The 17,330-nt window shown below is 62.8% G+C and carries 17 protein-coding genes; 9 read left to right on the top strand and 8 right to left on the bottom strand.

What is annotated here, in order from left to right; translation table 11 throughout:
- The first annotated feature begins 10 nt into the window (after positions 1-10).
- On the top strand, positions 11-883 hold the full coding sequence (locus tag FEZ59_RS03475) for a biotin-dependent carboxyltransferase family protein (protein ID WP_172932251.1): 873 nt from the start codon (positions 11-13) through the stop codon (positions 881-883).
- A gap of 77 nt (positions 884-960) precedes the next feature.
- Positions 961-1,653, top strand: coding sequence for an LpqN/LpqT family lipoprotein (locus FEZ59_RS03470; protein WP_020968394.1), 693 nt, complete (start codon positions 961-963; stop codon positions 1,651-1,653).
- Between the two features lie 88 nt (positions 1,654-1,741).
- On the opposite strand, the gene FEZ59_RS03465 is transcribed toward FEZ59_RS03470, so the two are convergent.
- A complete protein-coding gene (locus FEZ59_RS03465; protein ID WP_172932250.1) occupies positions 1,742-2,365 on the bottom strand; it encodes a hypothetical protein in 624 nt (207 codons plus the stop codon).
- Between the two features lie 366 nt (positions 2,366-2,731).
- On the opposite strand from FEZ59_RS03465, the gene FEZ59_RS03460 reads away from it, so the two are divergent.
- On the top strand, positions 2,732-3,454 hold the full coding sequence (locus FEZ59_RS03460; protein WP_225989632.1) for a hypothetical protein: 723 nt from the start codon (positions 2,732-2,734) through the stop codon (positions 3,452-3,454).
- Positions 3,455-3,626: 172 nt separating this feature from the next.
- Positions 3,627-4,424 (top strand): AraC family transcriptional regulator, encoded by a 798-nt coding sequence (locus FEZ59_RS03455; RefSeq protein WP_031332820.1) that lies wholly within the window; start codon positions 3,627-3,629, stop codon positions 4,422-4,424.
- Between the two features lie 4 nt (positions 4,425-4,428).
- On the opposite strand, the gene FEZ59_RS03450 is transcribed toward FEZ59_RS03455, so the two are convergent.
- Complete coding sequence (locus tag FEZ59_RS03450; RefSeq protein WP_202022448.1) at positions 4,429-5,418, bottom strand: iron-siderophore ABC transporter substrate-binding protein; 990 nt, start codon at positions 5,416-5,418, stop codon at positions 4,429-4,431.
- A 199-nt stretch (positions 5,419-5,617) separates the two neighbouring features.
- Here FEZ59_RS03450 and FEZ59_RS03445 point away from each other — a divergent pair, with 199 nt between their 5' ends.
- On the top strand, positions 5,618-7,246 hold the full coding sequence (locus FEZ59_RS03445) for an ABC transporter ATP-binding protein (protein ID WP_172932249.1): 1,629 nt from the start codon (positions 5,618-5,620) through the stop codon (positions 7,244-7,246).
- Positions 7,243-9,024 carry an ABC transporter ATP-binding protein gene (locus tag FEZ59_RS03440; protein ID WP_060939427.1) on the top strand — a complete coding sequence of 594 codons (1,782 nt, stop codon included), beginning with the start codon at positions 7,243-7,245 and terminating at the stop codon, positions 9,022-9,024. Before FEZ59_RS03445 ends, FEZ59_RS03440 begins: the two co-directional genes overlap by 4 nt.
- Before the next feature lie 34 nt (positions 9,025-9,058).
- On the opposite strand, the gene rlmB is transcribed toward FEZ59_RS03440, so the two are convergent.
- From rlmB to carD, 5 genes are read right to left on the bottom strand one after another with little or no spacing between them, the layout of a single operon-like run.
- Positions 9,059-10,036: a 23S rRNA (guanosine(2251)-2'-O)-methyltransferase RlmB gene (rlmB, locus tag FEZ59_RS03435; RefSeq protein WP_020906105.1), complete on the bottom strand. Its 978-nt coding sequence runs from the start codon at positions 10,034-10,036 to the stop codon at positions 9,059-9,061.
- A 2-nt stretch (positions 10,037-10,038) separates the two neighbouring features.
- On the bottom strand, positions 10,039-11,433 hold the full coding sequence (gene cysS, locus FEZ59_RS03430; protein ID WP_003945830.1) for a cysteine--tRNA ligase: 1,395 nt from the start codon (positions 11,431-11,433) through the stop codon (positions 10,039-10,041).
- Positions 11,434-11,444: 11 nt separating this feature from the next.
- The gene (ispF, locus tag FEZ59_RS03425) at positions 11,445-11,921 is read right to left on the bottom strand and encodes a 2-C-methyl-D-erythritol 2,4-cyclodiphosphate synthase (protein ID WP_019746837.1); all 477 of its coding nucleotides are present in this window, start codon (positions 11,919-11,921) and stop codon (positions 11,445-11,447) included.
- Entirely contained in the window at positions 11,922-12,620 is a 699-nt protein-coding gene (gene ispD, locus FEZ59_RS03420) for a 2-C-methyl-D-erythritol 4-phosphate cytidylyltransferase (RefSeq protein ID WP_172932248.1), read from the bottom strand.
- Between the two features lie 22 nt (positions 12,621-12,642).
- Positions 12,643-13,131, bottom strand: coding sequence for an RNA polymerase-binding transcription factor CarD (gene carD, locus FEZ59_RS03415; protein ID WP_003945666.1), 489 nt, complete (start codon positions 13,129-13,131; stop codon positions 12,643-12,645).
- 265 nt (positions 13,132-13,396) lie between these two features.
- Here carD and FEZ59_RS03410 point away from each other — a divergent pair, with 265 nt between their 5' ends.
- Together FEZ59_RS03410 and radA are read left to right on the top strand one after the other, a co-directional pair.
- Positions 13,397-14,032 carry a copper chaperone PCu(A)C gene (locus FEZ59_RS03410; RefSeq protein WP_003945942.1) on the top strand — a complete coding sequence of 212 codons (636 nt, stop codon included), beginning with the start codon at positions 13,397-13,399 and terminating at the stop codon, positions 14,030-14,032.
- 98 nt (positions 14,033-14,130) lie between these two features.
- Complete coding sequence (gene radA, locus FEZ59_RS03405; protein ID WP_003945739.1) at positions 14,131-15,564, top strand: DNA repair protein RadA; 1,434 nt, start codon at positions 14,131-14,133, stop codon at positions 15,562-15,564.
- 23 nt (positions 15,565-15,587) lie between these two features.
- On the opposite strand, the gene FEZ59_RS03400 is transcribed toward radA, so the two are convergent.
- Positions 15,588-16,148 carry a PaaI family thioesterase gene (locus FEZ59_RS03400; protein ID WP_019746834.1) on the bottom strand — a complete coding sequence of 187 codons (561 nt, stop codon included), beginning with the start codon at positions 16,146-16,148 and terminating at the stop codon, positions 15,588-15,590.
- Positions 16,149-16,244: 96 nt separating this feature from the next.
- Here FEZ59_RS03400 and disA point away from each other — a divergent pair, with 96 nt between their 5' ends.
- Positions 16,245-17,330 carry a DNA integrity scanning diadenylate cyclase DisA gene (gene disA / locus FEZ59_RS03395; RefSeq protein WP_024487741.1) on the top strand — a complete coding sequence of 362 codons (1,086 nt, stop codon included), beginning with the start codon at positions 16,245-16,247 and terminating at the stop codon, positions 17,328-17,330.

Raw genomic sequence — 17,330 nt, 5'->3', positions numbered from 1 at the left:
CAATGGATTCATGGCCTGGCTCGAGGTAGTGCGTACCGGCCCGCTCGCCACAGTTCAGGACCGCGGGCGGAGAGGCTACGGCGCTCTCGGGGTCGGCAGATCCGGCGCCGTCGACATGATCTCGCACGACAGCGCGAACAGACTCGTAGGCAACACTTTTCGAGCAGCAACCATCGAAGTCACCACTGGGGGTTTTGCTATGCGGGCCGTCGGTTCGATGACGGTGGCAGTGACAGGCGCGCGGGTGCCGCTGGTCGTCGACGGACGGCCGGCACCTGACTACGCGAGCATCCACCTGGGCGGTGGCAGCACTATCGAATTGGGTTACAGCACAACCGGGTTGAGAACGTATATCTCTGCACGCGGTGGCGTCGACGTCCCACAGGTACTCGGCAGCAGATCCACCGACACACTCTCCGGGCTCGGGCCGCCGCCGCTCGCCGCCGGCGATCTACTCCTCCTCGGGGCAGAGGAAGGGACGTGGCCCACCGAAGAGTTGATTCCACCGCCCGCACCTGCACTCGGCGCGGTTCCGATCGAGATCACGCTCGGCCCCCGAAATTCCTGGTTCACCGCCGCATCCGTTCACGCGCTCCTTCACACCACGTGGAAAGTCACCGAACACACCAACCGAGTCGGGGTCCGGTTGCAGGGCCAAGGGCCTTTACATCGCTCACGCACCGAGGAATTGCCGAGCGAAGGCGTCGTGATGGGATCCATCCAAGTGCCGCCAGGCGGCCAGCCCGTCGTGTTTCTGGCAGACCATCCCGTGACCGGCGGATACCCGGTCATCGCCGTCGTTTCCGACGCAGGGATTGCATCGCTGGCACAGCTGCGGCCCGGCAGCACCATTACCTTGAAGGCCACTACCAGGCCGTCCTAGCGCTGATAGTCTCAGCCGCGCCAGCAATGCTGCCGGCGGCGCTCGGCCGTCGCCAGAACCTGAAGGACTTTCACACTATGAGCCCTAAGAGCAGCACACTTGCTCTCGGAATAGCGTCAATGATCACTGCTGCACTCGTCCTGTCCGGATGCAGCAGTTCGGAAAGCGGCGACGCTGTCTCCAGTGATACCAGCACCAGTGAGACCACTGCTTCCGAAAGTTCTGCATCCTCGTCGTCTGCCGCTGCCGCGACGCCGACCTTGAGGGACGGAACACCGTTCATCGGTGAGCGGACGACGATCGAAACCGGCGACGACCCCGAAGCGCCGAGCATCAGCGTCAGCCTCCCGCCGAGCTGGACTCACGGCGAGAACATCCCTGCCGGCGTTACAGATGCGTTGTCCAGCAACAGCCAGGAACCCAGCGGTTTCATGCCGAACACCACCGTGACGGTCGAAAACCAAGGCACCGCAACAAAAGACGAGGTTCTTGCCGCTGCGCGTGAAACGATCGCCACCCTCGACGGATGGACCGAGGTGAAGTACACCGAGATCGACGTCGACGGACAGCAGGGGTTCCGCCTCTCCGGAACCTGGACCGCCCCAAACCTGGACGTTCCGCTCTACGCCGTCATGACAGTCGTCGCTTACCAAGCCGACGACAACTCGCCGGTCTACCTGGTCAGCTTTGCGAATCAGTTCACCGACACGACGAACATGCAGACCTCCAACCAGGTGGAGGAAATCAACACCTCGATCGAATTCGGCTGAGCACCTCATGATTTGAGCGCTTGATCACCGACCAACCGCGGCGGGCCGAGACTACGACAGTCTCGGCCCGCCGTTTCACAATTCTCGGCTAACTCTTCCCGAACAGTCCGCTGAGGGAACCGAGGCCACCACTCAACGAGCCGAGCGATCCGGTTCCGCCACCGGTTCCGGGGCCAGTGGGATCAACCGGATCAACGGGATCGACCACATCCGCGGCGCGGACAGTGATGGACGGGCCCAAGTTGGCGAAATTCGCACTCGACTGGAATCCGTTGCCCATCACCGTGGCACCTACCGCCAATCCACTTCCGTACACGGTTCCCGGCGCACACGAAGCAGTGACCGTGTAGCTGGTCTTCATGGTCACCGGTTTGCTGCCGTTGTTGATCCAGCCGGCACTGGTCACCTCGAGCGTCGTGGCTGTCAGTTCCGGCGTTTCAGTGGTTTCGGTCATCGTCCCGCCAACGTGAAACTTCGTGACCTTCGCCGAGCCCGGGACAAAGGTCAAGCATGCGGCATGCGTCTCGGTGAACCTGCTGATATATCCGTCGATTCCGCTCTTCTTCGACACTGTCGTGTAAGTGATCGTGTCACCGACCTTCGGGGACGCATTGTCCACGGTGCGAGTAAATGTGTAGGCACCAGAAGTTGCCGTCTCGGCAGTCGCGACTCCCGCACCCAGCGCGCTTGCGCCCACAGCAAGAGCAATCACCCCCAAACCAGCTCCAACGGTGGACAGTCTACGATTCCTGGATCCAAACTTTGCCACGAACAATCTCCACTCTGTGAGGTTCCAGGACAACCGAATTCGTTGATTACTGAAACTTGTTGCAACCCGACTCTCGAAGTACGATACAGTCGACCTGGACATTCGCCCAGCTTTTCGCCGACTTGGTCGCCAATCAGTTAACAACAGGCAATCAAGGTCGAAAAAGTCCTCTCAATTCGGACTTTTCCGTAAATTCTGCCGAACTGACACATAGGCAAGCGTCCGATAGGTTTCAATGGTTACCACGGCGCAACCTTTGAAGAGTCATCCCCATCGCCGTCAGCGTGAACCCCTCGAACGGAGAATTTCATGTCACGTTTCTCAATGCGCAAAACACTCACCGGAGTAGCAATCGCTGCGCTTGCAACCAGCGGACTTCTCATCGGCACCGGAGCTGCGCACGCAGATGCCGCGCACCCGAAGACCAACACCGTGACTTCGAACCAAGTCACGATCACCAAGAGCGTCGTAGGCGACGGAGAAGTGGCGCCCGGCGGAAAATTGACCGTCCGCACCACGGTTTCGGCCAACGGCCATCCGGACTTCTTCGTCAACAAGTTCGTCGACCGTTTCCCGGCCGGATACACCTACATCAAGGACAGCGCCTCGATCGATTCATGGCACTTTCTCGGACTGACTCAGAAAACCGAGAAGGTGTCCCCCACCGTCGACAATGCGGCGCGCACCGTCACAATTCCCGATGCGGGTTGGAATGTCTCGATCACCGGCAGCAAGACAGTCACTTTCGAAGTGAGCTACTTGGTTCCGGACAACGCACAGCCGGGAACTTACGTCGAGCTCCCCAGTTCCATCGGCATCTCGCTGTGGGGCAGTGATCAGAACATCGGCGATGTCTACGCCAAGATCCGCGCCAAGAACCCCGGCGAGGCTGCCGCATCGGGCTCGGCAGATCTGGGCTTCGGCTCTTCTGACGGCGAGGGCGGAACCGGTTCGGCCGGCTCCTCCATCCTCGACAACCCGGCCGGCTTCATCTCCGACATCATCAGCGGTGTCCTGGCCAACGGCAGCTGATTCACCTGCTCCACCTGTAAACACTCCGTCGGGGAATGTGATCGAGGGTGGCATCGAGTCTTCGGACTCGGTGCCACCCTCGGCCTTTTGTCGCGACCGCACTCCGTCGTGTCCTGCGTCGAAGAACCAAATAGGAAAGCATTACCTAAGTCATTCGCGGTATGATCCACCGATGAGTTCCACAGGATTTCCGTACTGGGCTGTGCCGGCAGGCCGGTACGTTCCGCTCCCCTTCTCGATGACGACGTCCACCATCGGGCGCGATCAGAAGCGCGCGTGGCGTGAGATCCGCCATCCCGAGCACGAACTCCTGTGGGGCGCTTCCGGAGAGATGAGCGCGTACATCGACGACGTTCGTTGGCAGATCCCACCGACGGTCGGCATGTGGATTCCGGCTGGAACTCCACGGCGCATCACGCTCGGCGCATCCACCGAAGCTCGTTTCACCTATTTCCGGCCCGAGTCGTTCCCCCACCCGTGGACGAAGCCCGCGATCATCGGCATCGACGACGTGGTCAAGACGATGCTCATCCATCTGCACCAGCGAAACATGCCTACCGAGGCTCGCTTGCGGGCGGAATCCGTAGTCTTCGACACGCTCGCGCCCATCGAGGCGGCTGATGTCGCAGTGCCGATGCCCGCCGATCCCCGGGCCCTCGCCGTTGCACGCCGCTTGATCGCCGACCCCGCCGATCAACGCGGGCTTGCCGATTGGGCCTATGTGGTCGGCGGAAGCCCCCGTACCCTGAGCCGCGTGTTCTCTCAGGGAACGGGGATGTCCTTCACCGAGTGGAGGATTCAAGTTCGCGTCCGCGCCGCGATGTCCTATCTCGCTGCGGGCGTTCCTGTTTCGACGGTTAGCCGTCGCGTCGGATACGAAACCCCCAGCGCCTTCACCAGCGTGTTCCGCAAGGTCACCGGACGAACACCGAAGAACTATTACTCGGACGCGTGCGAATTGTCAGCCTAACTGGTCAGAAGCCGTTCATCTTCGAGACCAGTTCGGCGAAGGCATATTTGACGCTCAGCGACGTGGGCGAAGCCAGTGCCATCACTCGGGCCAGACCGAGCTGCTGAATCAGCCTGCCGTCCTTGACTGCCGGCAGGTCGGCAAACAACTTGTCCCCCATCAATCCGGGGAGCCCCTGACCACTCGCGTCGTTGAGCACGATCACGTCCGCGTCCAGTTCGTTGTACTGTTCGCGCGATGCAGTCACCGACCCCTGGGTGTCGCCGCACAGCTCTGCGCTTCCGGCCGACTGCTTCAGTCCGAGCTGGGACATCAGGATGACTCTGCCGTCGTCGGCGCAGTAATTGGTGAGGCCGTCGATGTTTCCCGACAGGAAGGTCAAGGTTTTCCCGTTCAGATTCGGGGACCCAGCAGCCAGGTCGGCTATGGAATCGTCAGTTTCCTCGATCAGCTCAGCCGCCCGCTTCGGTTGTCCGAGTACTGAACCGATGGTCGACATCTGCTCCTGCCACGTAGTCGCCCAGGCGGTCTCCTTGAACGGAATCGTGGGTGCGATCTGAGAAAGACGTGCGTAGTCGTCTTCGGTGATTCCCGAGACCACCGCGATGATCACGTCCGGCTCCAACGCCAGGATCTGCTCGAACGGCACACCGGAAGTGCTGTCGAGCAACGTGGGTTCGACGTCGCCCAACACTTCTTCGTCCCACGGCAGGATTCCGTTCTCCAAGCCTGCCCCGCTGAACGACTCCATGGCGACGGGCGTCTTGCCCAGTGCGAGGACCGAATCCTGGCTGTTCCAGCCGATGGTCACGATCCGCTGAGGTTCGGTCTCGATGGTGGTCGAGCCGTACGCATGGGCGATGGTCGCCGGCAGCGCGCCGGCCTCGGCCAACTGCGTCGTGTCCTCCGACGCTGTTGACTCGGTGCTGCTCTGGCAGCCTGCGAGCAGGGCAATCGCGGCCAACGCAGCCACTATTCGGGTAGTGCTTTTCATCTTCTGTCAGCTCTCTTCGCAAACGTACTTGTTTCGACCAGGCAGGTATATCGAGACCTGATCCCGGTAATGGGGTGTCGATACTCCATCTGTCCGCTGCCGCGTAGCCCTTGGCATCTGCGAGCACTTTCCACACTCGCTCCGGCTCTACCGTAGAACTGCACAACGAGTGTTCAGATCTGGGCGAGGAGTTTCACGAGTGTCAGCGCTGCCCGAAACTCGTTCCGGTCCGATGGAGATGATCAGAGTCGGATCGTTCTCCTCCGGACGCGGCCCGCGACTGGTTGCAGCCGTCACCGGCCAGGCGTCGTATCAGGTAGCTCAAGCCCTCATTCCGGTGCTGATCGGTACCGTCGTCGACCGTGCAATCGGAAAGTCCGACAGCACAGCACTTCTCATCTGGCTTGCTGTGTTGTGTGCTCTGTTCGTGGGACTTGCTCTGTCGTGGCGCATCGCGGTTCGCCTGAACACGCAGGTCTTCGTCTACGGCGAACACGACCTACGATTGAACGCTGCCAGACGGGTACTCGATGCCAGAGGCATGCAAGCTCAGCGCTCGACGGGTGAAGTTCTCACCATCTCCACCTCGGACGCCTCACACGTCTCGGGCTTCTCCTGGGTTGTCGCCGAACAGGGCTCAGCTTTTGCGGGGCTCGCCGCGGCAGTGATTTCGCTTGCCTTCGTCTCGTGGCCGCTCGCACTGATCGTCGTACTCATCACTGCTGCGCAGCTCGTATTCATTCACAAGATCAGCGGTCCACTGGACGAGCGTGTGTATGCAGAGCAGAAGAAGGCAGCCGAGGCAGGCATGCTTGCAACTGATTTCACGCTGGGCCTGCGAGTACTGAAGGGTTTCGGGGCTGAGCCCACTGCCCTGTCGCGATACGTCAAGGCGAGCCGGGCGTCGATGAAAGCAGCGATCCGGACGGTCAGAGCAATGTCCAGTCTGACCGCGCTCAATTCCGGGGTCTCCGCGTTGGTGCTGGCGTCGGTCGCACTTGGAGCCGCGTGGATGGCGCATCAAGGCACGATCACCGTGGGCAACTTCGTCACCGTTGTCGGCTTGAGCAGGGTCATTGCCGGTCCGATGGAAACTCTGGGGTTCTTCGGTGCAGAACTCGCTGCCAAGCGAGGCTCCGCACGCAGGCTGTCCGAACTCCTGGCCGAACCGCACCTGATCGAATCGCCGCCCTCCACCGCCCCGATCAGCGCTGTCAGAAGTGAAGACGCCCTGCTGATTTCGACGGACAACGGAACTGTCGTCTCAGCTCGCCGCGGCGAGGTGGTGGGCGTGCGCGCGGACGATTCCGCTCACCGACTGGCACGCCAACTCGCCTTTCAGACTCCGCTGGACCCCGACTGCTACTTCGTATTCGGCACCGATGCAACCGAACTCGGTCCGGACGGAGTTCGCGATCAGGTGTTCGTCTCCGCTCATGAAGGAACCGTGTTCACCGGCACCGTCTTCGACAATCTGGCTGCACCGAACGTCGACTCGTCGGCAATGACGTCATCTGCGCTCGACGACGTGTTGACGCATCTGCCCGACGGCCACCTCTCCGAGGTAGGTGAGCAAGGAAAGAAACTCTCCGGAGGTCAGCGGCAACGCCTTCTCCTCGCCCGCGCTTTGCATCAACCCCAGCCGATCCTGGTCCTCCACGAACCCACCACTTCCGTGGACTCTGTCACCGAACATCGAATTGCACACTCACTGAGAAACTTTCCCGACAAGGCCATTGTGGTGATCACCTCGAGTCCGACCTTGCTCCATTCGTGTGACCGTGTCGTCACGATCGACCACGCCGCTCGGGACGGAGACTCACTGTGACCGACACCCTTCCGGATGCATCTGCTGTTCCGGCTACATCTGCCTTGCCGATCGCGTCGACCACACAGACGGTCCGCGCATTGATCGCACTGCTTCGGCCACGGGGGCGAGCGCTCGCACTCACGACCGTCGTACTTCTCTCCGCTACGGCCTGCGGCCTGTCCACCCCGGCGCTGCTCGGGCTCATGGTCGATGCGGTCACGGAGGGCAAACCGTTTGTCTCACTTCTGCGTATCACCGCATTCATGCTCGGCGCAGCGGCAGCAGGAGTTGCGCTGACTTGGTGGAGCACACAGCTTCTCGCGAATGTCGCGCAGAACGTGCTGGCCGATCTTCGTGAGGACGTGTTCGCCGCCACGCTCGCGCAGCCGTCGTCGCTGGTCGAGGATGCCGGAACCGGTGATCTGATTTCCCGGGTCTCGGGTGACGTCGAAGCGGTCAACACCGTTATCGCACGGGTGCTACCCGCAACGGTGTCCGCCCTGTTCATGATTTCACTGACGCTTGTCGGTGTGGGAGTGATCGATTGGCGATTCACCGTGGCGATCGTTGCCGTTGCGCCGATTCACTATTTCGCTCTTCGTCATTTCCTCCGACGCTCCGGACCCGTCTACCGACGCTCTCGCGCTGCGCAGGCCAGGCGGGGACAGCAGCTCATCGAAACCCTGGGTGGTGCAGGTACTGTCACTGCCCTGCGTCGAACCGACGAGCACATCGGCCGAATCGCCGAGACCTCCGAGCATGCCATCAGCTTCGACATGCAGGCAGTTCGACTGCGCACCAACTTCTTCGCTCAACTCAACGGCGCCGAACTGCTCGGACTGGCCGCGGTCCTGAGCGTCGGCTACTGGCTCGTGACCACGGGGTCGGTGTCCATCGGGGCCGCTACCGCCGCTGCGCTCTACTTCCACAGTCTGTTCAGCCCCATCGCGGTATTTCTCTCGAACATCGACGAATTGCAGGATGCGGGTGCCAGCCTGGCTCGCCTGATCGGTGTCACCGCGATGCCCGGGCGTCCCGCGAGCATTCCTGCCTCGGCTCGGTCCGCACCCATCGGAGTCGACGTGGAGCGGGTTTCTTACTCGTACGACAACTCCACCCCGGTGATCGATTCGATCTCGATCTCGATCGCACCGGGGGAACGAATCGCCGTCGTCGGCAGCAGTGGTGCCGGAAAGACCACACTCGCCAAACTGATTGCCGGCATCATTCCCGTCGGGGACGGGCGAATCACCGTCGACGGCACACCGATTGACGACCTGAGTGATGCCGAACTTCGGCACAAAGTCGTCCTGGTCAGCCAGGAAGTTCACGTGTTCGTCGGGACGATCGCCGACGATCTCCGGTTGTGCGCACCAGATTCGGACGATGCGAAGATCGCCGAAGCCGTCGAAACGATGAAAGCTCAATGGATCCATGAGCTTCCGGACGGGCTCGAGACCAGGGTCGGGGCCGGCGGGTACCAGTTGACGGCGGCACAGGCACAGCACATAGCCCTCGTCCGACTGGCTCTGCTCGACCCGCCCGTCGTCATCCTCGACGAGGCGACTGCCGAAGCCGGAACCACTGCAGCAGGTCTACTCGATCAGGCAGCCGAGCTCGCAGTCACCGGCAGGACTGCCGTGGTGATCGCACACCGCCTGAGCCAAGCAGTCCGCGCCGATCGCATACTCGTCATGAGCGGTGGCCGCGTGGTCGAGAGCGGGACACATGACGAACTGATCGGCGCGGACGGTTCCTACGCTGCACTGTGGGAAGCCTGGTCGGTACGGAGCTAGAACCCCGCCAGGCTCACCTGAAAGCCGTTACAACTCAGCTGCTACGACGCCTGCGGGCGATGTCCGCCAGGACGACTCCGGCGGCAACCGAGGCGTTGAGCGACTCGACCGGACCCGCCATCGGAATCGACAGGATCGCATCGCAGTTCTCGCGGACGAGGCGCGAAAGGCCCTTGCCCTCGGAACCGACCACGATCACCACGGGACCGCTGCCGTCGAAATCGTCGAGAGTGGTGTCACCTTCGGCGTCGAGACCGACGACCTGAACACCCTTCGACGCCCAGTCCTTGAGCGTGCGGGTGAGGTTGGTTGCCCGAGCAATCGGCAGACGAGCGGCAGCACCGGCGCTGGTACGCCAAGCGACAGCACTCACGCTCGCGCTACGACGCTCCGGAATCACGACGCCGTGTCCACCGAAAGCTGCGACCGAGCGCACAACGGCACCCAGGTTGCGGGGATCGGTGATGTTGTCCAGCGCGACGAGCAGTGGCGGCTCGGCGTGCTTACGTGCCTCGGACAGAAGATCGTCCGGGTGCGCGTAGCGGTACGGCGGAACCTGCAGAGCGATGCCCTGGTGAAGACCGTTGGCGCTGAGGCGATCCAGATCCGAGCGCGGCACCTCGAGAATGGAAATACCGGCGTCGGCAGCCCGCTGAACGGATTCCTTCAACCGGTCGTCGCTCTCGGTACCGACAGCCACCCACAGCGCCGTCGCCGGAACACCCGCGCGCAGGCACTCCACCACCGGGTTGCGACCGAGCACGGTCTCGGGACCGTCGAGAACCTTGCGGCCCGGACCCGGACGGCCACCGCGGCCCTGGTTCTGCTTCTCGTCGGCCCGGGCGGCGCGCGCTGCACGCTTCGCCGCTGGGTGCTTGGTGCGTGCCTCGGCGGGAGGCGTAGCACCGCGGCCGGCGAGACCACGCTTGTGCTGGCCACCGGAACCGGCAACCTGGCCCTTCTTGGTGCCGCCCTTACGGACTGCGCCGCGCCTGCTCGAGTTTCCAGCCATTGTTACTGCCCTGCCTTAAGGGACCATTCGGGTCCGTCGGGAGTATCGGTTACTTCGATACCCGCCTTGATGAGGCGATCGCGGACCTCGTCCGCCACCGCCCAGTTCTTTTCCGTACGTGCCTGCTGCCGACGATCGAGATCGGCCCGCACCAACACGTCCAAAGCTTCCATTGCCGTCTCGGTGTCGCCACCGGACTGCGTCCAATGCTCGTCGAGTGGGTCGACGCCCAGGATCGCGAGCATGGCCCGCACCTGACCGGCAGCCACCCGAGCCGCGTCGAGATCACCGGCAGCGAGCGCGGAATTACCCTCGCTCGCCTTGCCGTGAATCTCGGCCAACGCGATCGGCACCGACAAGTCGTTGTCGAGAGCCGCCGCGAAACCTTCGGTCCACGTACCGAGTTCGACGCCGCCCGCACGCTTGTGTGTGCGCAGGACGAACGACTCGAGCCCCTGGTAGGACTTCGCGCTTTCGTCCAACGCCTCGTCCGAGTACTCGAGATTGGAACGGTAGTGCGCACTACCGAGGTAATACCGAAGTTCTTGCGGACGAACCTTCTTGAGCACGTTCGGCACCGAGAGAACATTGCCCAACGACTTGGACATCTTCTCGCCACTCATCGTGACCCAGCCGTTGTGCAACCAGTACTGAGCGAAATCGTCGCCGGCGCACTTGGCCTGCGCAATTTCGTTCTCGTGGTGTGGGAAGACGAGATCGCGTCCACCACAATGGATGTCGAATGCGGCCCCGAGGTAGAACTCCGCCATGGCCGAGCACTCGAGGTGCCAGCCCGGACGGCCAGGTCCCCACGGCGTCGGCCACGAGGGCTCACCGGGCTTGACGGCCTTCCAGAGGGTGAAGTCGCGAGGATCGCGCTTGCCCTCGGCCGCACTCTCGCCCTGATGAACGTCGTCGAGTTTGTGGCCGGACAGTGCGCCGTACTCGGGGTAGCTCTGCACGTCGAAGTAGACGTCGCCGCCCGCCGCGTACGCGTGGCCGTTCTCGATCAGGCGTTCCATCATCTCGACCATCTGCGTCACGTGACCGGTGGCCCGCGGCTCGATGGACGGCGGCAGCACACCCAGTTGGTCGTAGGCCCACGTGAACGACCGCTCGAACGTCGCCGCCCACTCCCACCAAGGTCGACCGGCGCCGGCGGCCTTGTTGAGAATCTTGTCGTCGATGTCCGTCACGTTGCGCACGAAGGCAACGTCGTTGCCGTGCGCCAACAGCCAGCGTCGCAGCACGTCGAAAGCGACGCCGCTACGAACGTGTCCGATGTGAGGATCGCCCTGAACTGTCGCCCCACACAGGTACACCGATGCATGTCCGGGGGCCAACGGAACAAAATCCCGAAGGGCCCGCGTACCGGTGTCGTATAGGCGCAGGGTCACGACCAGCGATCTTACCTGTCGTGTTCGGTTGTCATGACCAACGCGGTGGCCATGGCGGCGATCCCCTCGCCGCGACCGGTCAAGCCGAGGCCGTCCGTGGTGGTCGCGGACACCGAAACAGGCGCGCCGAGAATGTCCGAGAGCACCTTCTGTGCCTCGCCGCGTCGCGGCCCGATCTTCGGTCGGTTGCCGATGACCTGCACCGCGGCGTTGCCGACGGTGAACTGGTTCTCTTCGAGCAGTCGACGAACCTCGGCAAGCATTCGAGCGCCGCTCACGCCGTCCCATTCGGGCCTGCCGGTGCCGAAAACCGAACCGAGGTCGCCAAGACCTGCGGCGGAGAGCAACGCGTCACAGAGCGCGTGGACGGCGACGTCGCCGTCCGAATGCCCCGAGCACCCGTCTGCTTCCTCGAACAGCAACCCGGCCATCCAGCAAGGTCGGCCGACCTCGATGGGATGAACATCCGTGCCGAGACCGACGCGCATCTATTTTCCGTCCTGTGAGTCCGCGCTCAACTCTGTCTCCGAGATCAGGAGCGCCCGTGCAAGGACGAGGTCGAGCGGAGTGGTGATCTTGAAGGCGAGAGCGTCGCCGGGAATCGTCTGCACCGAAACACCGAGACGCTCCACCAGAGCGGCGTCGTCGGTCGCGGCGACATCACCGGCGTCGTACGCACTGCGCAGGACGTCGGTGGAGAAGCCTTGAGGAGTTTGAACCGCACGCAACTCCGAACGCAGCGGCGTTCCGGTGACTGCGCCGAGTACGTCGACCGACTTGATCGTGTCGGTAACCGGGAGTACCGGGATGACAGCGGAGCTGCCGGCTCGGAGAGCGTCGACGACGCGCGCGATCAACGCCGGCGGCGTCAATGCCCGCGCGGCGTCGTGCACGAGTACAAAATCTGCATCGCCGGCAGCACTGAGACCGGCTCGAACCGAATCGGTTCTTTCGGCACCACCACCGACGACGTCGACGTCCGATGCACGACCGAGGTCGGCCACGACGGATTCGACCAGTTCAGGCGGCACAATGACAACAACGCGGTCGATCGCTCCGGATTTCCGGAGTCCATCGACCGCGCGTGCAAGCATGGTGCACCCACCGAGTTCGACAAATGCCTTGGGCAATTTCTCGCCCAATCGCACTCCCCGACCTGCGGCAGGTACCAGGGCTATTACTGCCACTGTCAGCTTTGTTGTGTTGCAGTCAGGACGCGGCCGCGAGGACCTCGTCGAGAATGGTCTCTGCCTTCTCGGTGTCAGTGCCCTCGGCGAGCGCGAGCTCTCCGACGAGAATCTGACGAGCCTTGGCGAGCATGCGCTTCTCACCAGCGGAAAGCCCGCGGTCCTGCTCACGACGCCACAGGTCACGAACAACTTCTGCAACCTTGTTCACGTCACCTGAGGCAAGCTTCTCGAGATTTGCCTTGTATCGACGAGACCAGTTGGTGGGCTCCTCGGTGTGCGGTGCTCGCAGAACCTGGAAAACCTTGTCGAGGCCTTCTTGGCCGACCACGTCACGAACTCCGACGTACTCTGCGTTGTCTGCAGGAACCCGTACTGTGAGATCGCCTTGAGCGACCTTCAGAACCAGGTACTCCTTCTGCTCACCCTTGATGGTGCGGGTTTCGATAGCTTCGATCAGCGCCGCACCGTGATGGGGGTATACGACGGTGTCTCCGACCTTGAAAATCATGTGTCCCGTGCCCCTTTCGATTCCACTAGTTTAACACGTGAAAGAACCGACCACTCATCAACTGTGCAGGTCAGGGGCATCCTTGCTCGAGCGTAGGGGTTGACAGGGCTTGTTGTACGTGCATTCAACTGGTCTGGAGCACCCCTGCATAACCGACTGAAAGCCCACGCAGACAACCGTTGTGGCGACCCGACGGCCAGCCCGCGGGACCTTATCTACTACTCTGCCTAGTGGAGTGCGAACCTGACGCCGTGGAGGACAAATCGTGACTGCTATCCGTAAGCCGACTCGTCGAGTCGCTACCGCCATTGCACTGGCTGCAGGCGCAGCCATCGCGCTGTCCGCTTGCGGTTCCGGACAGGTGAGCCAGACCGCCGTCCAGCAGGCCGCCGTGAACGGCAACAGCGCCGACCTCGGTGAGATCGCACTGCGCAACGTGCACATCGCCTACCCCTCGTCCGAGGAATACAGCATCGAGCCGGGCGGCAACGCCGTGCTCGCGTTCACCGTCGTGAACGACAGCGCCGAGACCACGGACAAGCTCGTCAGCATCACCACCGATTACGCAGCACGCGTCATCGCGGGTGAAGAGGTAGGTGGCTTGACGATCAAGCCGCAGACGTCGCTGCAGGCCGGCCAGTTGCCCGCAGGCGAAGGTGCCGCGACCGAGGCAGAGACCCAGATCAAGAACAACGAAGAGAACGACGACGCACCCGCTGCGCTCACTCTCGTCGTTCTGCAGGACATCAAGGCAGGCGTTCGCCCCGGCTTGACCGTCCCGATCACCTTCAAGTTCGAGAAGGCCGGCTCGGTCACCGTCGACGTGCCGGTCGACGCAGGCCCGCAGCTCGAGCGCAACGAGTCGGACAAGTCGCCCGACGTTGCAGAAGCCGGGCACTGAGCCCCGAATCACCAAGGCGCACACTGCGCTTCGCAGAACAACTTCAGAATCACACTAGAGGCGGGGTCCATGTCGGACCCCGCCTCTAGTCTGTCCCGGTGGCCAAAGTGAAATCGAACTACCGATGCTCCGAATGCCAGTCGGTAGTGCCCAAGTGGGTCGGTAGATGTCCGGACTGCGATTCGTGGGGCTCGATGACCGAGGTCGCGGTAGTGGCACCCGTCGCCAGTCGCGCCGGCGCATCACTCGCCAAAGCGGGATCGAGCGCCGTGCTCCCTACGACGCCGGCCACGCCGCTGACACAGATCGACAGCACCTCGACGCAGGCCAAGCCCACCGGGATCGGCGAGTTGGACCGCGTCCTCGGCGGTGGCGTCGTACCTGGTTCGGTGGTGCTGCTCGCGGGCGAGCCCGGAGTCGGAAAATCGACGCTACTTCTCGAGGTCGTCTACCGCTGGGCGATGCGCAGCGCGGATGATCGAGCATTGTACGTCACGGGCGAGGAGTCCGCCGGTCAGGTTCGACTTCGGGCAGATCGCACCAACTCTGTCCACGAACGGATGTATCTGGCGGCCGAATCCGATCTCGCGACCATCCTCGGCCACATCGAGCAGGTCAAGCCGACCCTGGTCATCGTCGACTCGGTGCAGACCATGCTTGCTGCCGACGTCGACGGAGTCGTCGGCGGCGTGACTCAGGTCAAGGCCGTCACCAGCGCCTTGACCTCCCTGGCCAAGGCCAGTGGAATCCCGGTGCTTCTGATCGGCCACGTCACCAAGGACGGCGCCGTCGCCGGACCGCGCTCGCTCGAGCATCTCGTGGACGTGGTTCTGCACTTCGAGGGTGACAAGCACTCCACGCTGCGCATGGTCCGCGGCGTCAAGAACAGATTCGGTGCGGCCGACGAGGTGGGATGCTTCGAGCTGAGCGAGCAGGGCATCAACGAGATCAGCGATCCGTCCGGCCTGTTCCTGCATCACCGCGAAGAAGCTGTGGAAGGCACGGCCGTCACCGTAATGATGGACGGTAAGCGACCGCTACTCGGTGAAGTTCAGGCCCTCGTCGCCGCCACGCCTCTACCGACACCTCGTCGAGCCGTCAGTGGGCTCGACACCGCCCGCGTGGCCATGGTTCTGGCCGTGTTGGAGCGCCGCGTCGGGGTGTCGATCTCGAAGGCCGACGTCTACGCGGCGACCGTCGGCGGTATGCGGATGACCGAGCCGGGTGCCGATCTGGCTCTCGCGATAGCGGTCGCTTCCGCTGTGAAAGCCAAACCTGTCCCCAAGGGGCTCGTCATCCTCGGCGAGGTCGGACTCGCCGGAGAGGTTCGACGAGTTGCCGGCGTGAACCGACGGCTGATCGAAGCTGCCAGATTGGGATTCACCAGCGCCATCGTGCCGGTCGATTCCGGCCCGAACATTCCCGGCATGCGCGTCAACGAAGTAGCGAACCTGGCCGAGGCACTCGCCTATGCCGGATTGATGGGCGGCAAACAAGCCCCGTCTCGCCCCAAGCTCACTCCGGTGAAGTGACCGGCCTGCGGCCGACTACCGCGTCAGACCGACGAGGTGCCGAACGGGGAAGTCGGTTCGCCGTCCACGAACTCCTTGGTCTTGGCGAAGTGTTCCGACGTGATGGTCAGGAACAGTCCGCGGGACGTTCCCACCACCGTGTCCGGATCCGCTGTCGGACCTTCGACGATCACCGCTTCCGCGCTGGTGTAGACCTTGCGGCGCACAACGCCGTCGATGCGAGCCCGAAATTCGAGCACCGATCCCAACGGGATCGGTCGGGCGAAGTCGATCTCGAGGTGCCCGGTCACCACGGGCGAGCCGAGGGCCATACATGCCATGCCTTGAGCCTCGTCGAAAGCCGTCGACAAAATGCCGCCGTGAATGACCCCCGGACCGCCCTGATACTTCTTGGCGACCTCCAGACGGCCCGTCACTTCCAACCCGTCACCAGCCCTGAAACTCATCGCCATTCCCGCAGGCTGGTCGTCGCCGCAGCCGAAGCATTTCGACCAGTGCTGAGGCAACTTCTCGCCGGCGGCCGGAAAGAATTCGACCGGCTCCGGGACAGTCAGGTCATCAGGCAGGGTCCAGGTACTACTCATGGATAGGTAATCTAAACGGGGATCAGTCCGGCGCAGGCATCGGACCCGACCGAAGTGACATCGACCTCAGCAGGGAGTTTCTCAATGATCAGTGCGATGGCGGACACACAGTCGTCGTCGGCATTGCGAGAGACCATCGCCAGGTTGGCGCCGGGTACCGCTTTGCGAGACGGGCTCGAACGAATTCTGCGCGGACGTACCGGCGCGCTGATCGTCCTCGGATACGACGAGGAGATGGAAGCGCTGTGTGACGGCGGATTCAACCTCGACGTGGAGTTCGCACCGACCCGATTGCGTGAGCTCTCGAAGATGGACGGCGCGGTAGTCCTCTCGACGGACGGCACACGCATCGTGCGCGCCAACGTCCAACTGGTTCCCGATCACAAGATTCCCACCGTCGAATCCGGCACCAGGCACCGTGCCGCCGAGCGCACGGCCATTCAAACCGGCTATCCCGTGGTCTCGGTCAGTCAGTCGATGTCGATCGTCAGTGTGTACGTCGGCGGTATCCGGCACGTCATCGACGGCTCGGCCACCATACTTTCGCGCGCCAACCAGGCCGTCGCGACGCTCGAACGATACAAAGCGCGACTCGACGAAGTGACACGGCAACTGTCGGTGGTCGAGATCGAGGATTTCGTGACTCTGCGCGACGCGTTGACCGTCGTGCAGCGACTCGAAATGGTTCGCCGTGTGTCGATCGAAATCGAGCAGGATGTCCTCGAGCTCGGCACCGACGGTCGCCAGCTGGCACTGCAGCTCGAAGAACTGGTCGGCGACAACGACATTGCACGTCAACTGATCGTTCGGGATTACCTTGCCGGCCCCGAACCCATCGGCACAGCGGCGATGGACAACGTCCTCGTCGCACTCGATCGTGTCACCGACGCCGACCTACTCGATCTCACGACTCTTGCGCGTGTCCTCGGTTATCCGGGCACGATCGAAGCCCTCGACACTCCGATGACTCCTCGCGGATATCGCGTACTGATGCGTGTGCCTCGATTGCAGTTCCATCAGATCCACCGGTTGGTCGGATCCTTCGGCACTCTCCAGTCGCTGCTGGCCGCTACGGCTGCCGATCTGCAGTCGGTCGAGGGCATCGGCGGGCTGTGGGCCCGTCACATCCGTGAGGGACTTTCCCGGCTCGCGGAGACGTCGATCACCGGATCGTTCAACTAG

The organism is Rhodococcus sp. MS13, assembly GCF_013277835.1.
Taxonomy (GTDB): domain Bacteria; phylum Actinomycetota; class Actinomycetes; order Mycobacteriales; family Mycobacteriaceae; genus Rhodococcus_F; species Rhodococcus_F erythropolis.
Note: the sequence above shows the minus strand (reverse complement) of the source record. Positions and strands in the feature narration are given on the sequence as shown.

Coding starts and splice junctions, on each gene's coding strand:
- carD (WP_003945666.1), bottom strand. CDS start 13,131: ATGATTTTCAAGGTCGGAGACACCGTCGTATACCCCCATCACGGTGCG.
- FEZ59_RS03470 (WP_020968394.1), top strand. CDS start 961: ATGAGCCCTAAGAGCAGCACACTTGCTCTCGGAATAGCGTCAATGATC.
- rlmB (WP_020906105.1), bottom strand. CDS start 10,036: ATGGCTGGAAACTCGAGCAGGCGCGGCGCAGTCCGTAAGGGCGGCACC.
- FEZ59_RS03450 (WP_202022448.1), bottom strand. CDS start 5,418: ATGAAAAGCACTACCCGAATAGTGGCTGCGTTGGCCGCGATTGCCCTG.
- FEZ59_RS03475 (WP_172932251.1), top strand. CDS start 11: ATGGCCTGGCTCGAGGTAGTGCGTACCGGCCCGCTCGCCACAGTTCAG.
- FEZ59_RS03460 (WP_225989632.1), top strand. CDS start 2,732: ATGTCACGTTTCTCAATGCGCAAAACACTCACCGGAGTAGCAATCGCT.
- ispF (WP_019746837.1), bottom strand. CDS start 11,921: ATGCGCGTCGGTCTCGGCACGGATGTTCATCCCATCGAGGTCGGCCGA.
- disA (WP_024487741.1), top strand. CDS start 16,245: ATGGCGGACACACAGTCGTCGTCGGCATTGCGAGAGACCATCGCCAGG.
- FEZ59_RS03400 (WP_019746834.1), bottom strand. CDS start 16,148: ATGAGTAGTACCTGGACCCTGCCTGATGACCTGACTGTCCCGGAGCCG.
- FEZ59_RS03455 (WP_031332820.1), top strand. CDS start 3,627: ATGAGTTCCACAGGATTTCCGTACTGGGCTGTGCCGGCAGGCCGGTAC.